General features: G+C 71.6%; 12 protein-coding genes and 3 tRNA genes. 9 read left to right on the forward strand and 6 right to left on the reverse strand.

The features are described 5' to 3' along the window. Window positions 1-23 precede the first annotated feature (23 nt). From Q0795_RS03765 to Q0795_RS03775, 3 genes are all read left to right on the forward strand, one after another. Window positions 24-1,223, forward strand: a complete 1,200-nt coding sequence (locus tag Q0795_RS03765) for an aminotransferase class I/II-fold pyridoxal phosphate-dependent enzyme (protein WP_298886680.1) — start codon at window positions 24-26, stop codon at window positions 1,221-1,223. After that, the gene (locus Q0795_RS03770; RefSeq protein ID WP_298886682.1) at window positions 1,220-2,182 is read left to right on the forward strand and encodes a D-glycerate dehydrogenase; all 963 of its coding nucleotides are present in this window, start codon (window positions 1,220-1,222) and stop codon (window positions 2,180-2,182) included. The genes Q0795_RS03765 and Q0795_RS03770 overlap by 4 nt, the downstream gene beginning before the upstream one ends. A gap of 62 nt (window positions 2,183-2,244) precedes the next feature. Next, a complete protein-coding gene (locus Q0795_RS03775) occupies window positions 2,245-2,919 on the forward strand; it encodes an AIM24 family protein (protein ID WP_298886685.1) in 675 nt (224 codons plus the stop codon). A 79-nt stretch (window positions 2,920-2,998) separates the two neighbouring features. Here Q0795_RS03775 and Q0795_RS03780 read toward each other — a convergent pair. Beyond that, a tRNA-Arg gene (locus Q0795_RS03780) sits at window positions 2,999-3,071 on the reverse strand. Between the two features lie 103 nt (window positions 3,072-3,174). Further along, window positions 3,175-3,927, reverse strand: a complete 753-nt coding sequence (locus tag Q0795_RS03785) for a sulfite exporter TauE/SafE family protein (RefSeq protein WP_298886688.1) — start codon at window positions 3,925-3,927, stop codon at window positions 3,175-3,177. Between the two features lie 177 nt (window positions 3,928-4,104). On the opposite strand from Q0795_RS03785, the gene Q0795_RS03790 reads away from it, so the two are divergent. Beyond that, the gene (locus tag Q0795_RS03790) at window positions 4,105-5,934 is read left to right on the forward strand and encodes a phosphoenolpyruvate carboxykinase (GTP) (protein WP_298886691.1); all 1,830 of its coding nucleotides are present in this window, start codon (window positions 4,105-4,107) and stop codon (window positions 5,932-5,934) included. Continuing rightward, window positions 5,931-6,215, forward strand: a complete 285-nt coding sequence (locus Q0795_RS03795) for a hypothetical protein (protein WP_298886693.1) — start codon at window positions 5,931-5,933, stop codon at window positions 6,213-6,215. The genes Q0795_RS03790 and Q0795_RS03795 overlap by 4 nt, the downstream gene beginning before the upstream one ends. Window positions 6,216-6,287: 72 nt before the next feature. Here the strand turns inward: Q0795_RS03795 and Q0795_RS03800 are convergent. Next, a tRNA-Ser gene (locus Q0795_RS03800) sits at window positions 6,288-6,379 on the reverse strand. 117 nt (window positions 6,380-6,496) lie between these two features. Here Q0795_RS03800 and Q0795_RS03805 point away from each other — a divergent pair. Beyond that, a complete protein-coding gene (locus Q0795_RS03805) occupies window positions 6,497-8,092 on the forward strand; it encodes an LCP family protein (protein WP_298886696.1) in 1,596 nt (531 codons plus the stop codon). An 80-nt stretch (window positions 8,093-8,172) separates the two neighbouring features. Here Q0795_RS03805 and Q0795_RS03810 read toward each other — a convergent pair whose 3' ends face one another. Further along, window positions 8,173-8,376, reverse strand: a complete 204-nt coding sequence (locus tag Q0795_RS03810; protein WP_022926015.1) for a cold-shock protein — start codon at window positions 8,374-8,376, stop codon at window positions 8,173-8,175. Between the two features lie 211 nt (window positions 8,377-8,587). Between Q0795_RS03810 and Q0795_RS03815 the strand changes: the two genes are divergently transcribed. Then, window positions 8,588-8,670, forward strand: a tRNA-Ser gene (locus Q0795_RS03815). Window positions 8,671-8,765: 95 nt separating this feature from the next. Then, a complete protein-coding gene (locus Q0795_RS03820; RefSeq protein WP_298886698.1) occupies window positions 8,766-9,113 on the forward strand; it encodes a YtxH domain-containing protein in 348 nt (115 codons plus the stop codon). Window positions 9,114-9,215: 102 nt separating this feature from the next. Here the strand turns inward: Q0795_RS03820 and epsC are convergent, their stop codons facing one another. Together epsC and cysK are read right to left on the reverse strand one after the other, a co-directional pair. Next, window positions 9,216-9,824: a serine O-acetyltransferase EpsC gene (gene epsC, locus Q0795_RS03825; RefSeq protein ID WP_298886701.1), complete on the reverse strand. Its 609-nt coding sequence runs from the start codon at window positions 9,822-9,824 to the stop codon at window positions 9,216-9,218. A 17-nt stretch (window positions 9,825-9,841) separates the two neighbouring features. Next, window positions 9,842-10,777: a cysteine synthase A gene (gene cysK / locus Q0795_RS03830; protein ID WP_298886704.1), complete on the reverse strand. Its 936-nt coding sequence runs from the start codon at window positions 10,775-10,777 to the stop codon at window positions 9,842-9,844. 145 nt (window positions 10,778-10,922) lie between these two features. Between cysK and Q0795_RS03835 the strand changes: the two genes are divergently transcribed. Beyond that, window positions 10,923-13,253 carry a (Fe-S)-binding protein gene (locus Q0795_RS03835; protein WP_298886706.1) on the forward strand — a complete coding sequence of 777 codons (2,331 nt, stop codon included), beginning with the start codon at window positions 10,923-10,925 and terminating at the stop codon, window positions 13,251-13,253. Window positions 13,254-13,286 lie beyond the last annotated feature (33 nt).

Consider the following 13,286-nt stretch of genomic DNA (forward strand, 5'->3'; position numbering starts at 1 on the left):
CTCGACACACAAGGACGTGGGGTATGAAGCTGGCCTCCAGGCTCGACAACCTCGGCACCGAGACCGCTTTCGCGGTCGCCGCGGCCGCCGCCGACTGGAAGGCGCAGGGCCACGAGGTCTACCCCTTCCACCTGGGCGACCTCGACTTCCCGCTGGCCGACCACATCGTCGAGGCCATGAACGCCGCCATCGCGAACGGCAAGACGGGCTACTGCCCGGGCCCCGGCATACCGGAGCTGCGGGCTGCGCTCGCCGACGACATCGGGTCCCGTCGCGGTATGTCGTTCGGCCCGGACGAGGTGACCGTCATGACCGGCGGCAAGCCGGTGATCACCAAGTTCCTCCAGGCCGTGATGAACCCCGGTGACGAGGTGCTCTACCCCAACCCCGGCTTCCCCATCTACGAGAGCCAGATCGAGTACCTCGGCGGCCGCGGACGGTCCTACCGCTACCTGCCGACCGACGACGGCTTCCGGATCGACCTGGACCAGGTCCGGGACGCGATCACCGACCGCACCGTCGCGATCATCTACAACGACCTGCAGAACCCCATCTCCGCCGAGTCGACCGACGCCGAGCGCGAGGCGATCGCCCAGCTCGCCATCGAGCACGACCTGTGGGTGCTCTCGGACGAGGCCTACTTCGAGATGCGCTACGAGGGCACGTCGACCTCGATCGCGAGCCTGTCGGGCATGCGCGAGCGCACCTGCATCCTCTACACCTTCTCCAAGAAGTTCGCGATGACCGGCTCGCGGCTCGGCTGCGCCGTCGCACCGCCCCCCATGGGCAAGGTCTTCTCGACGATGAACACCAACGACGAGTCCTGCACGACGCACTACGTCCAGTGGGCGGGGATCGCCGCCCTCACGGGCACGCAGGAGCCGGTGGCCGACATGCTCACCACGCTGAAGGGGCGCCGGGACGCCGCGTGCGACATCGTGGGCGAGACCCCGGGCATGTTCGTCGAGACCCCGCGCTCGACCTTCTACCTCTTCCCCGACGTCACCGAGGCGATCCAGATCGTGGGGGCGCGCGACGTCGGCGACTTCGCCCAGCAGGCCCTGCACGCGACCGGGGTGAGCTTCTGCACCCGCAACCACTTCGGCCGCCCGCAGCCCGGGGAGGACCGCAGCTACATCCGGTTCGCCTACTCGGGGCTCCCGGAGGAGCAGATCCGCCGCGGCCTGGGCGGGCTGCGCGAGTGGATCGGCAGCCACGCATGAGCCGGGTGGTCGTGACCGGCCGGGTCCCCAAGCCGGGGCTGGACATCCTGCGCCGCGCCGGCCACGAGATCGACGTCTGGGACAGCGAGGACCAGCAGCCGCGCGAGCAGCTGCTCGAGCAGGTCCGCGGCGCGGACGCGCTGCTCACGCTGCTCACCGAGCAGGTCGACGCCGAGCTGCTGGACGCCGCCGGCGACCAGCTGCAGGTCGTCGCCAACGTCGCGGTGGGCTACAACAACGTCGACGTGCAGGTATGCCGCGAGCGCGGCGTCGTCGCGACGAACACCCCCGGGGTGCTCACCGAGGCGACGGCGGACATCGCGATGGGCCTCATCCTCATGGCGACCCGTCGGCTCGGCGAGGGCGAGCGGGTCATCCGCTCGGGCACCCCGTGGCAGTGGGGCATGTTCTACCTGCTCGGGTCGGGGCTGCAGCGCAAGACGCTCGGCGTCGTCGGGCTCGGGGGGATCGGCGCGGCGACGGCGCGGCGCGCTCGGGCCTTCGGGATGAACGTCATCTACTCCTCCCGCTCCCAGGCCCCGCGCGAGCTGGAGCTGGAGCTGGGGGCGCACCGGGTGGACCTGGACACCCTGCTCGCGGAGAGCGACGTGCTCTCGCTGCACTGCCCCTACTCTCCCGCCACGCACCACCTGCTGGGGCCCGAGCAGTTCGCCGCCATGAAGCGCACCGCCTACGTGGTCAACACCGCCCGCGGCCCGGTCATCGACGAGGCGGCGCTGGCGGACGCGCTGCAGGAGGGGCAGATCGCCGGGGCCGGGCTGGACGTCTTCGAGGACGAGCCGAAGGTCCACCCCGGCCTGCTGGAGTGCGAGAACGCCGTCCTCGTGCCGCACCTGGGCTCGGCGACGATCGAGACCCGCACCGCCATGGCCACGCTCGCCGCGGACAACGCCGTCGCCGTGCTCGCCGGCGAGGAGCCCCCCACGCCGATCCGCTGACCAGGCCCGGAGGCCGGGCGACAGGGGTGCAACCCGCGGTCCGGGGCCGGTAGCATCTCGCCATGCGAGGACAGCTGCTGGAGCAGGCCGAACGTCACGGCGAGCCGGGGCGGTTCACCCTGCAGAACCCCCGGATGCTCAAGGTCGACCTCGCCGGCACGGGCGGGTTCTTCTACGCCATGCAGGGATCCATGGTCGCCTACCAGGGCGACGTCGACTTCGCCTACGAGGGCGCGGGCGGGGCCGCCAAGCTCTTCAAGAAGGCCTTCACCGGCGAGGGCATGTCGCTCATGAAGGTCTCCGGCAGCGGGGACGTGTTCCTCGCCAAGGACGCCGACGAGATCTTCGTGCTCGAGCTCGAGGACGAGCAGGTCACCGTGAACGGCAAGAACGTCCTCGCGTTCGAGAGCAGTCTGCGGTGGGACATCAACCGCGTGGAGGGCGCCTCCATGCTCAGTGGTGGTCTGTTCAACACGACCTTCAGCGGCTCGGGGATGATCGCCGTGCTGGCTCACGGCGACCCGGTCGTCCTGCAGGTCGACGCCCCGACCTTCGTCGACATGCAGTCGGCCGTCCTGTGGTCCGGCGGCCTGCGCTCCTCGGTCCGCAAGACGGCCCGGCTGGGCGCCGTCGTGGGCCGCGGCTCCGGCGAGGCCTACCAGCTCGCGCTCACCGGGTCGGGCGTCGTCGTCGTGCAGGCCTCCGAGGGGCACCCGCCACCGTCCAGCAGCAGCTGACGCTCCGCGGCCTCCCGCCCCCATGACGACGGCCCCCACCGCATCCGGTGGGGGCCGTCGTCATCTGTCTCAACCAGAGCGCGCCCGAAGGGATTCGAACCCCTAACCTTCTGATCCGTAGTCAGATGCTCTATCCGTTGAGCTACGGGCGCTGGCGATCAACAACTCTAACGGATCGGCGCTCACGCCTCCTAATCGCTCCCCCCGCTCCCCCCGCTCCCCCCTCCTCATCGCGCCCGCCGCTCCCCGCTCACGTCATACCAGCGCCAGCAGCTCCTGCCCCAGCACGAACACCCCCATGACGAGCACGAACCACCCGAAGGCCACCCGCAACCGGTCCGGGTGGACCCGGGACACCAGCCGCCCGCCGAGGAGCGCCCCGGCCACGGCGGCCACCGTGACGACGCCCGCCGTCGCCCAGTCGATGCTCACCGAGGACAGGTAGCCCGCGAGCCCCGCCCCGGACTTCATGGCGATGACCACGAGCGAGGTGCCCACGGCCACCGGCATCGGCAGCCCCCCGAGGAGGACCAGCGCCGGGACGACGAGGAAGCCGCCGCCGGCGCCCACGATGCCGGTGACGAACCCCACGACCAGACCCTCGCCGACGACCAGCGCCCACGGCAGCGTGTCGTGCGCCCGGGCCGGCTCGGGGCCGGACCGGCGGAGCATGGCCCAGGCGGTGGCGAGCATCATGAGGGCGAAGGCGAGGAGCAGCAGCGTGCCCGGCAGGAACGCGGCGACCCGCCCGCCGAGGTAGGCACCGACCATGGCGAACCCGCCGAAGATCAGCCCGGTGCGCCACTGCACCCGCCCGGCCCGGGCGTGGGCGGCGGTGGCCACAGCACTGGTGACCCCGACCACGAGCAGCGACGTCGCGATCGCCTCCTTGGCCTCCATGCCCGCGACGTAGACCAGGAGGGGCACCGTGAGGATCGACCCGCCGCCCCCGAGCAGGCCGAGCGAGAGCCCCACGAGGACGGCGAGTGCGGCGACGAGGAAGATCACGGGACCAGGATACATACCCCCAGGGGTATGTCGTGCCACGTCGCCACTGTGACCGACGCCGCACCGTCAGCATCCGCGGACCACGCCCGGAGGGCGGCTGTCGGCGCTACCGTGGTCGCACCGGGGCGACGCTGCCCCGGGGACTCGCGACTGGCAGCGACGCCAGGAAGGACGGCCATGCCCGAGATGACCACGACCGGTGGCACCCGCCACGCCGAGCTGGACGCCTGGGTGAGGGAGGTGGCCGCCCACACCCTGCCCGACCGGGTCGTCTGGGTGGACGGGTCCGCCGAGGAGGGGCGCACGGTCGAGCAGATCCTCGTGGCCTCGGGCACCGCGAGCCCGCTCGCCGAGGACGAGATCCCGCACTCCTACCTCGCGCTGTCGGACCCCGACGACGTCGCCCGGGTGGAGGACCGCACCTTCATCTGCTCGGTGGAGGAGCAGGACGCCGGACACACCAACAACTGGGTGGCGCCGCAGCGGATGAAGGACGAGCTGTGGCCCCGGTTCGCCGGCGCCATGACCGGCCGGACCCTCTACGTCATCCCCTTCGTCATGGGACACCTCGACGCCCCGGACCCGAAGTTCGGGGTCGAGCTGACCGACAGCCCCTACGTCGTCGCGTCCATGCGCATCATGGCGCGGGTCGGCGCCCCGGTGCTGCAGCGCATGGAGGAGCTCCAGGCCCCCTTCGTCCGGGGCCTGCACTCGCTCGGGGCCCCGCTGCAGCCCGGCGAGCAGGACGTGCCCTGGCCCTGCAACGAGGACAAGTACATCGTGCACTTCCCCGAGGAGCGGGCGATCTGGTCCTACGGCTCGGGGTACGGCGGGAACGCGCTGCTGGGCAAGAAGTGCTACGCCCTGCGCATCGCCTCCGCCATCGCCCGCGACGAGGGCTGGATGGCCGAGCACATGCTCATCCTCAAGCTCACCGGGCCGGAGGGGGCCGTGCACTACGTCGCCGGCGCCTTCCCCTCGGCCTGCGGCAAGACGAACCTGGCCATGATCCGCCCGACCGTGCCCGGGTGGACCGCCGAGCTCGTGGGGGACGACATCGCCTGGATGCGCTTCGGCGAGGACGGCCGGCTGTATGCCGTGAACCCCGAGTTCGGGTTGTTCGGTGTGGCCCCCGGCACCAACGCCCGCACCAACCCGGTGGCGATGGAGACGATCCGGGCCGGCAACTCGATCTTCACCAACGTCGCGCGCACCCCGCAGGGCGGCGTGTGGTGGGAGGACCTGACGGAGGAGGAGCCGCCCGAGCTGACCGACTGGCACGGCCAGGCCTGGTCCCCCGGGAGCGAGCGCCCGGCCGCCCACCCGAACAGCCGCTTCTGCACCCCGATCACCCAGGTCCCCACGCTGGCTCCGGAGTACCACCGCCCCGAGGGGGTGCCGATCTCGGCCATCCTCTTCGGCGGACGCCGCCGGACGACGGTGCCGCTGGTCACCCAGGCACGCGACTGGCAGCACGGCACCTTCCTCGGAGCCACCCTGTCCTCGGAGACCACCGCCGCCGCCAAGGGTGCGGTCGGGGTCGTCCGCCGCGACCCCATGGCGATGCTGCCCTTCATCGGCTACAACGCCGGTGACTACCTCGACCACTGGCTGGCGGTCGGCAAGCAGGCGGACGCCTCGAGGCTGCCGCAGATCTTCCTCGTCAACTGGTTCCGCCGGGACGCCGAGGGCTCGTTCCTGTGGCCCGGCTTCGGCGAGAACTCCCGGGTCCTGACGTGGATGATCCAACGGCTCGAGGGGGAGGTCGAGGCGCAGGAGTCCCCGATCGGCTACCAGCCCCTGCCCGAGGACCTGGACGTCTCCGGCCTGGACCTCACGCCGCAGGACGTGGCGGCAGCGCTGGAGTTCGACGCCGCCGAGTGGGAGGCTGAGCTTCCCTTGATCAGGGAGTGGTTCGCCGCCTTCAGCCCCGGGTCGCTCCCGGCGGCCATGGAGGACGAGCTGGCCATCCTCGAGCAACGACTGCAGGAGGTCACGCACCCATGAGCATCATCCCGGGCTCCGAGCCCCGCCCCGAGGGCAGCCAGCCCATGCTGGCCGACGAGCCGCTCCCGCCGGGAGAGCACGACATCGAGGAGACGGTCGACGCCCTCGCCCGGCAGGAGCGCGACGCGGGATCGGACGAGGCCGCCCAGGCGCAGGAGTCCAAGGAGACCGAGGGGGATCCGGATCCGGAGGACGCCGAGGAGACCGACGACGCGGACGGCTCGACCCAGGAGGGCCACGACCCCAACGACCCCGAGCAGGACGCGCCGGACGTGTCCTGAGCAGGCCGCACACACGCAAGAACCCCCGAGCACCCGGGCTCGGGGGTTCTTCGTCGCTCGCGGCGACCTGGGCGGAGGTGGAGGGATTTGAACCCTCGATCGAGCTATAAACCCGAAACCCGCTTAGCAGGCGGGCGCCATAGACCAGACTAGGCGACACCTCCACGGCGTGGATCAGGTTACCTGGCATGCTGGGCGCGACCAAACCCCTCCTTCCCAGCCGGGCACCAGGGTCCGGGGGGAGAGTATGGTTCGTCCTCGACCCGAAAGGCACCTCCGGCATGACTGACTCCCGTGGCTCGTCCGACCCCGGGTCCGACGCACCCGTGCCACGGTCGCGGTCGAGCGCCGAGCAGTCGGAGCAGGGCGGGGGGGTCGGTCGGGCGGCAGGGCTGACCACGCTCAGCGCGGTCGTCCCGGGGGCCGGGCTCCTGGGCACGTCGCGGCGACGCCTGGGGCTCGTCATCCTGGGGCTGGCCGCGCTCGCCCTGGTCGCCATCGCCGCCTACGCCCTCACCAACGGGCTGACGACCACGGCTCTGCAGACGGCCGCCGACACCGGGCGGCTGCGGACCATCGCGGTGGTCCTCGTGCTGGGCACGCTGGTGTGGGTCGCGGCCATCGCCCTCACCGCGCTCGCCGCGGCACCTCGGCGCCCCTCGCGGGGCCAGCGGGCGGCCCTGTCCGCCGTGACGGCGGTGCTCTGCCTGGCGGTGACCGCTCCCGCCGTGTTCGGGGTCCGCTACATCTCCGCCCACGTCGACGCGGTGGACAAGGTCTTCGAGGCCGGTGGGGGCACGGTCGGCGGGGGCGGGAGCAGCGGCGCGACCCCCACCTCGGTCGTCGGCGACGACCCGGACGACCCGTGGAAGGACCTGCCCCGGGTCAACGTCCTGCTGCTGGGCTCGGACGCCGCCGAGGCCCGGGAGGGCACCCGCACGGACACCATGATCGTCGCCAGCATCGACACCCGGACCGGCGACAGCGTGCTCTTCTCGGTCCCGCGCAACCTCCAGAACGTCCCCCTCCCCCGCGACAACCCGCTGCACGAGGTCTACGGCCCGGTCTACGACTGCGGTGACCAGTGCCTGATGAACAGCATCTGGACCGAGGCGGAGCTCACCGCGCAGGAGCACCCGGAGTGGTACGCCGACGACCCCAACCCGGGTCAGACCGCGACGCGCGAGGTGCTCTCCGGGATCCTCGGCATACCCATCCACCACACCGTCATCGTCAACATGCGCGGCTTCGCCGACCTCGTCGACGCGATGGGGGGCGTGCTCGTCAACGTGCAGGAGCGCATCCCGATCGGAGGCTCCACCTACACGGACGCCAACGGCACCCTGCAGCTGGACCCCACCTCCGACTACGAGTGGCTGGAGCCGGGGCCGCAGCGGCTGGACGGGCCCCAGGCCCTGGCCTACTCCCGCTCCCGGGTGACGACCGACGACTTCTCCCGCATGCGGCGCCAGCGGTGCATGGTGGCGGCCGTCGTCGACCAGGTCAACCCCATGACCATGCTGCAGCGCTACCCCCAGATCATCGGCGCGGTGGGCGACAACGTCCTCACCGACCTGCCGCAGGAGGACCTCGACGAGTGGGCCGGCCTGGTGCTGCAGGTCCAGGACGGCACGATGCGCAGCCTGCCGTTCACCGGCGCCAACATCGACACCGTCGACCCGAACTACTCCCAGATCCGCGCCCGCGTCTACGAGGCGCTCAACCCGGCGCCGGAGCTCCCGGCCGACGAGCCGAGCGAGGCCCCCACGGCGAGTGACGACGCCGCGCAGACCACCGCGCCGCCCGCGCCGGACACCCCGACGACGACCGAGGAGCCCAGCGACGAGCTCGAGGACGTCGGCGCCGTCTGCGACTGAGCCCCCCCCGGGTACGGCGAAGGCCCCCGCCACCTCGAGGGTGACGGGGGCCTTCGCGGAAGGTTGTGGTACGGCCTACCTCAGACGGGGCGAACGGCGTCCGCCTGCGGCCCCTTGGGGCTCTGCGTGACGTCGAACTCGACCCGCTGGGCCTCCTCGAGCGTCCGGTAGCCGTTGGTCTCGATGGCCGAGTAGTGGACGAACACGTCGGGGCCACCGCCATCCTGAGCGATGAAGCCGAAGCCCTTCTCCGCGTTGAACCACTTCACGGTTCCCTGTGCCATTGGCGATCTTCTTTCTGATGTGCTGTGCATGTGCAACCGACCGCAGGGCGCGGACGGTGGTGGTGGTGAACCCCCCAGCTCACTCGCGAGAAGATACAACGCCAACCAAGACACCACGCTATCAGCCACAGCGCCGGATAGTGACATCCGAGGGCCGTGCGATGATGGGCAGCACGCCAGGCGCGGTCCGCACGCGGGCCGTCCGAGGCCTGGAGGGTTCGCATAGTGGCCGAGTGCAGGCGCCTTGAAAGCGCCCGAGGGAAACCTCCGTGGGTTCGAATCCCACACCCTCCGCGCATGTCCTCCCCGGCAGCAGGCGATCCCGGCGGACGTCCCGCCGACTGCGCGATAAGGTCGGGGCGAACGCAGACCTACGAGAAGGAGTCAACATGCGCAACAAGCTGTTGCTGCTGGTCGGCGCCGCCGCCGGCTACGTCCTCGGCGCCCGCGCCGGCCGCGAGCGCTACGACCAGATCGCCGACCAGGCCAGCAAGGCCTGGGGCAACCCCAAGGTCCAGGAGACCGTGGAGCAGGTCAAGGCCAAGGCCCCCGAGCTCGGCCAGAAGGTCAGCGAGCAGGCCAAGGTCACCGCCGACGGCGTCAAGTCCAAGGTCACGGGGCACGAGAGCACCGACCAGGACGGCACCTACGAGAACGCCACCGGCAGCCTCGACGCCGACGGTGACGCGACGATCGACGCCACCGGGTTCGGCCCGGGCGGGGAGAAGCTCCCCTGACCCACCCCCGTGCATGACGAAGGCCCACCCCCGCACCGGGGGTGGGCCTTCGTCATACCGGGGACGGCGGTGCCGCGGTCACCCGGTATGCCGCCAGCAGCGCTAGATCCACAGCGCGGGCTCGTCGTAGAGCGCCTCCTGCGGGTCCCGGCCGGGATCCGGACGGCGCACGGTGGCGGGGATGCCGGTGGCGACCGCCATCGCGGGGACGTCCTTGGTGACCACGGCGTTGGCACCCACCTGGGCGCCGTGCCCGACGGTGATGTCGCCGAGGATCTTGGCCCCGGCGCCCACCGTGACGCCGTCACCGAGGGTGGGGTGGCGCTTGACGGTGGGGTCCAGGGACCGCCCGCCGAGGGTCACCGCGTGGTAGAGCATGACGTCGTCACCGATCTGCGCCGTCTCTCCGATGACGACCCCCATGCCGTGGTCGACGAAGAAGCGCCGACCGATGGTGGCGCCGGGGTGGATCTCCACCCCGGTCGCGGCTCGTGCGGCCTGCGACAGCAGCCGGGCCGGCAACCGCACCCCGGAGACCCACAGGGCGTGGCTCGCCCGGTGCGCCCACAGCGCGTGCAGCCCCGGCGAGGCCAGCGCCATCTCGAGCCGGCTGCTGGTCGCCGGGTCCCGCTCGAGCGCCGCGTCCAGGTCCTCCCGGATCGCGCTCCTCGCGCGACGCACGACGTCCGTGCCGCGCCGCGTCCCCCGCATCAGCCAGGCTGGCACGGTCAGTCCCGCAGGTCCTCGAAGAGGACGGTCGAGAGGTAGCGCTCGCCGAAGGAGGGGATGACGACCACGATCGTCTTGCCCGAGCTCTCCGGACGCCGGGCCACCTGCAGCGCACCCCACACGTTGGCGCCGGAGGAGATGCCCGCGAGGACACCCTCCTCGGTGGCCAGGGAGCGGGCGGTGCGCAGGGAGTCGTCGAGGGCGACGTCGATGACCTCGTCGTAGAGCTCGGTGTCGAGGATCTCGGGGACGAAGTTGGCGCCCAGGCCCTGGATCTTGTGCGGACCGGGCTGGCCCCCGGTGAGGATGGGGCTGTCGGCGGGCTCGACGACCACCAGGCCGACGTCGGGCTTCTGCTCGCGCAGGTATCGCCCGGCGCCGGTGATGGTGCCACCGGTGCCGACGCCGGCGACGAAGACGTCGACCTGGCCGTCGGTGTCCGCCCAGATCTCCGGACCGGTCGTCTCGTAGTGCACCTTGATGTTGGCCGGGTTGGCGAACTGCCGGGCCCGGACCGCGCCGCGCTCCTCGGCGATCTCCTCGGCCTTGCCCACGGCGCCCTTCATCCCCTCCGGCCCGGGCGTGAGCACGAGCTCGGCGCCGTAGGCGCGCAGCAGCGCGCGGCGCTCCATGCTCATCGTCTCGGGCATGGCGAGGACGACCTTGTAGCCACGCGCGGCCCCCACCATGGCCAGGGCGATGCCGGTGTTGCCGGAGGTGCCCTCGACGATGGTGCCGCCCGGCTTCAGCTCGCCGGCCTCGACCGCCGCGTCGATGATCGACGCGCCGATGCGGTCCTTGACCGAGGCGGCGGGGTTCTGCGACTCCATCTTGAGCAGGACCTGGGCACCGTCGGCGATGCCCTCGGTCAGGCGGTTGAGGCGCACCAGCGGGGTGCCGCCGATGGCCTGGGTGATGTCGTCGTGGACGCGCACGGTGGGAGCCTTTCGTCGCAGGGTCAGCAGCATGCTGCTCTCAGCAGGTTATACATCATGCAACACCCCGTTATTCCAGGTATGACGTCGCGTCGGGGGCTCCGGCGCGCTGCGTCCTGTCGGCGGCGACGACTACGCTGCCCCCATGTCCTTCGCAGCGCTGCAGGTCCTCGCCATCGTCGTCGCGGGCCTGGTCACCCTGGCCGCGGTCGCCCTCTTCGTCCGCACGGTCGCCGGCTTCGTCGCCCAGTTCCGTCTCGGTCAGCCCGAGGCCCGCACCGACGCCCCCGGCCTGCGCACCTCGACGCTGCTGCGCGAGGTGCTGGGGCATACCAGGATGGCGCGCAAGCGCTGGGTCGCCGTGGCGCACTGGGTGGTCATGGTCTCCTTCGGCCTGCTCTTCCTCACCCTGGTCACCGCCTACGGCCAGCTCCTCGACCCGCACTTCGTCCTGCCGCTCATCGGCCACTTCTGGCCCTACGAGTGGCTGACCGAGCTGTTCGGCTGGGGTGCCGTCGTGGGCATCATCGGCCTCGTCGTCGTGCGCCAGCGCGAGCATCCCCGCACCCTGGGTCGCCGGTCCCGCTTCTGGGGGTCGACGTTCTGGCAGGCCTACGTCGTGGAGCTCGTCATCCTCGGGGTCGGCGTCTGCATCGTCGCGCTGCGCGCGCTGGAGTACGCCCTGGGTCGGGCCACCGGGGAGGAGTGGGCGACCGCCCTGCACTTCCCGTTCACGGCCTGGCTCGGTGCGCCCCTGGTCGGGGCGTCGGCCGCCACCCTCGAGGGCTGGATCATCGGGGTGGCGCTGCTGAAGATCCTCGTCTCGATGACGTGGATGATCATCATCGCGCGCACCCCCACGATGGGGGTGGCCTGGCACCGCTTCCTCGCCTTCTTCAACATCTGGTTCCGGCGCCACCCCGGGGGCGCGACGTCCCTCGGCGCGGTGCAGCCGATCAAGGTCGGGGGCGAGCCGGTCGACTTCGAGAACATCGAGGACCTGGACGAGGACGCCGCGCTCGGCGTCGGCACGGTCGAGGACTTCACCTGGAAGGGCCTGCTCGACTTCTCCACCTGCACCGAGTGCGGACGTTGCCAGGAGCAGTGCCCGGCCTGGCACACCGACAAGCCGCTCTCGCCCAAGATGCTGGTCAAGAACCTGCGCGACCAGCACCACGCCGTGGCCCCGTGGCTCCAGGCGGGCGAGGAGCACCGGCAGGCCGCCGCCCAGGCGCTGGAGTCGGCCGGTGGGCCGGGGGCCGAGGGCCTGCCCGAGCAGCTGCACGGCATCCCCACGACGGCGGTCATCGCGGCGCAGCGCCCGCTGGTCGGCGAGACCGAGGGCGACCCCACGGTGCCCGACGGCGGTGGCGTCATCGACCCGGACGTCCTGTGGTCCTGCACGACGTGCGGCGCCTGCGTCGAGCAGTGTCCCGTCGACATCGAGCACGTCGACGCGATCGTGGACATGCGGCGCTACCAGAACCTCATCGAGTCGGCCTTCCCCTCCGAGCTGGGCGGGCTGTTCAAGAACCTCGAGAACAAGGGCAACCCCTGGGGGATGAACGCCCGGCTGCGGATGGACTGGGCCAAGGACCTCGACTTCGACATCCCCGTCGTGGGCCAGGACCTCGAGAACCTGGCGGAGATGGACTACCTCTTCTGGGTCGGGTGCGCCGGTGCGTTCGAGGACCGGGCCAAGAAGACGACCCGCGCGGTGGCCGAGCTGCTGCACACCGCCGGGGTGAGCTTCGCGGTGCTCGGCGACGGCGAGAGCTGCACCGGCGACCCGGCCCGGCGCAGCGGCAACGAGTTCCTCTTCCAGATGCTCGCGATGCAGAACGTCGAGGTCCTGGGCGAGGTGGGCGCGACCAAGATCGTCGTGACCTGCGCCCACTGCTTCAACACGCTGAAGAACGAGTACCCCCAGGTCGGCGGGCAGTTCGAGGTCGTGCACCACACCCAGCTGCTCAACCGGCTGGTGCGCGAGAAGCGCCTCGCCCCGGTCTCCCGGCCGGACGCCGCGGACACGGCGGGGGCGGCCTCGACCGCGGGGTCGGTGACCTACCACGACCCGTGCTACCTCGGCCGGCACAACCAGGTCTACGCCCCGCCGCGCGAGCTCATCGGCGCGCTGCCGGGGGTCCAGCTCACCGAGATGCCCCGGCACGGGGAGAAGTCCTTCTGCTGCGGCGCCGGCGGCGCCCGGATGTGGATGGAGGAGAAGCTCGGGACCCGCATCAACCTCAACCGCACCGAGGAGGCGCTGGCCACCGGCGCCGACCGCATCGCGATCGGCTGCCCCTTCTGCCGGGTCATGCTCTCCGACGGCCTCACCCAGAAGCAGGCCGAGGGCGCCCGCGAGGAGGTCGAGGTCGTCGACGTCGCGCAGATGCTGCTGGCCGCCGTCCGCCGCGCGGAGCCCGCCCCCGCCGACGACGCCCGCACCGAGGACCCTGCACCGGACGCCCGGTAGGTCCGCGCCGCCCGCGGCAGGCCCGCGCCGCTC

The sequence above is a fragment of the uncultured Serinicoccus sp. genome (assembly GCF_947487915.1).
GTDB lineage: Bacteria > Actinomycetota > Actinomycetes > Actinomycetales > Dermatophilaceae > Ornithinicoccus.

Bases quoted from the DNA above. Each gene is read 5' to 3' on its own strand.
- Q0795_RS03805 (WP_298886696.1), top strand. From the start codon at position 6,497: ATGACTGACTCCCGTGGCTCGTCCGACCCCGGGTCCGACGCACCCGTG.
- Q0795_RS03770 (WP_298886682.1), top strand. From the start codon at position 1,220: ATGAGCCGGGTGGTCGTGACCGGCCGGGTCCCCAAGCCGGGGCTGGAC.
- Q0795_RS03765 (WP_298886680.1), top strand. From the start codon at position 24: ATGAAGCTGGCCTCCAGGCTCGACAACCTCGGCACCGAGACCGCTTTC.
- Q0795_RS03795 (WP_298886693.1), top strand. From the start codon at position 5,931: ATGAGCATCATCCCGGGCTCCGAGCCCCGCCCCGAGGGCAGCCAGCCC.
- Q0795_RS03820 (WP_298886698.1), top strand. From the start codon at position 8,766: ATGCGCAACAAGCTGTTGCTGCTGGTCGGCGCCGCCGCCGGCTACGTC.
- Q0795_RS03835 (WP_298886706.1), top strand. From the start codon at position 10,923: ATGTCCTTCGCAGCGCTGCAGGTCCTCGCCATCGTCGTCGCGGGCCTG.
- Q0795_RS03775 (WP_298886685.1), top strand. From the start codon at position 2,245: ATGCGAGGACAGCTGCTGGAGCAGGCCGAACGTCACGGCGAGCCGGGG.
- epsC (WP_298886701.1), bottom strand. From the start codon at position 9,824: ATGCGGGGGACGCGGCGCGGCACGGACGTCGTGCGTCGCGCGAGGAGC.
- Q0795_RS03790 (WP_298886691.1), top strand. From the start codon at position 4,105: ATGCCCGAGATGACCACGACCGGTGGCACCCGCCACGCCGAGCTGGAC.
- Q0795_RS03810 (WP_022926015.1), bottom strand. From the start codon at position 8,376: ATGGCACAGGGAACCGTGAAGTGGTTCAACGCGGAGAAGGGCTTCGGC.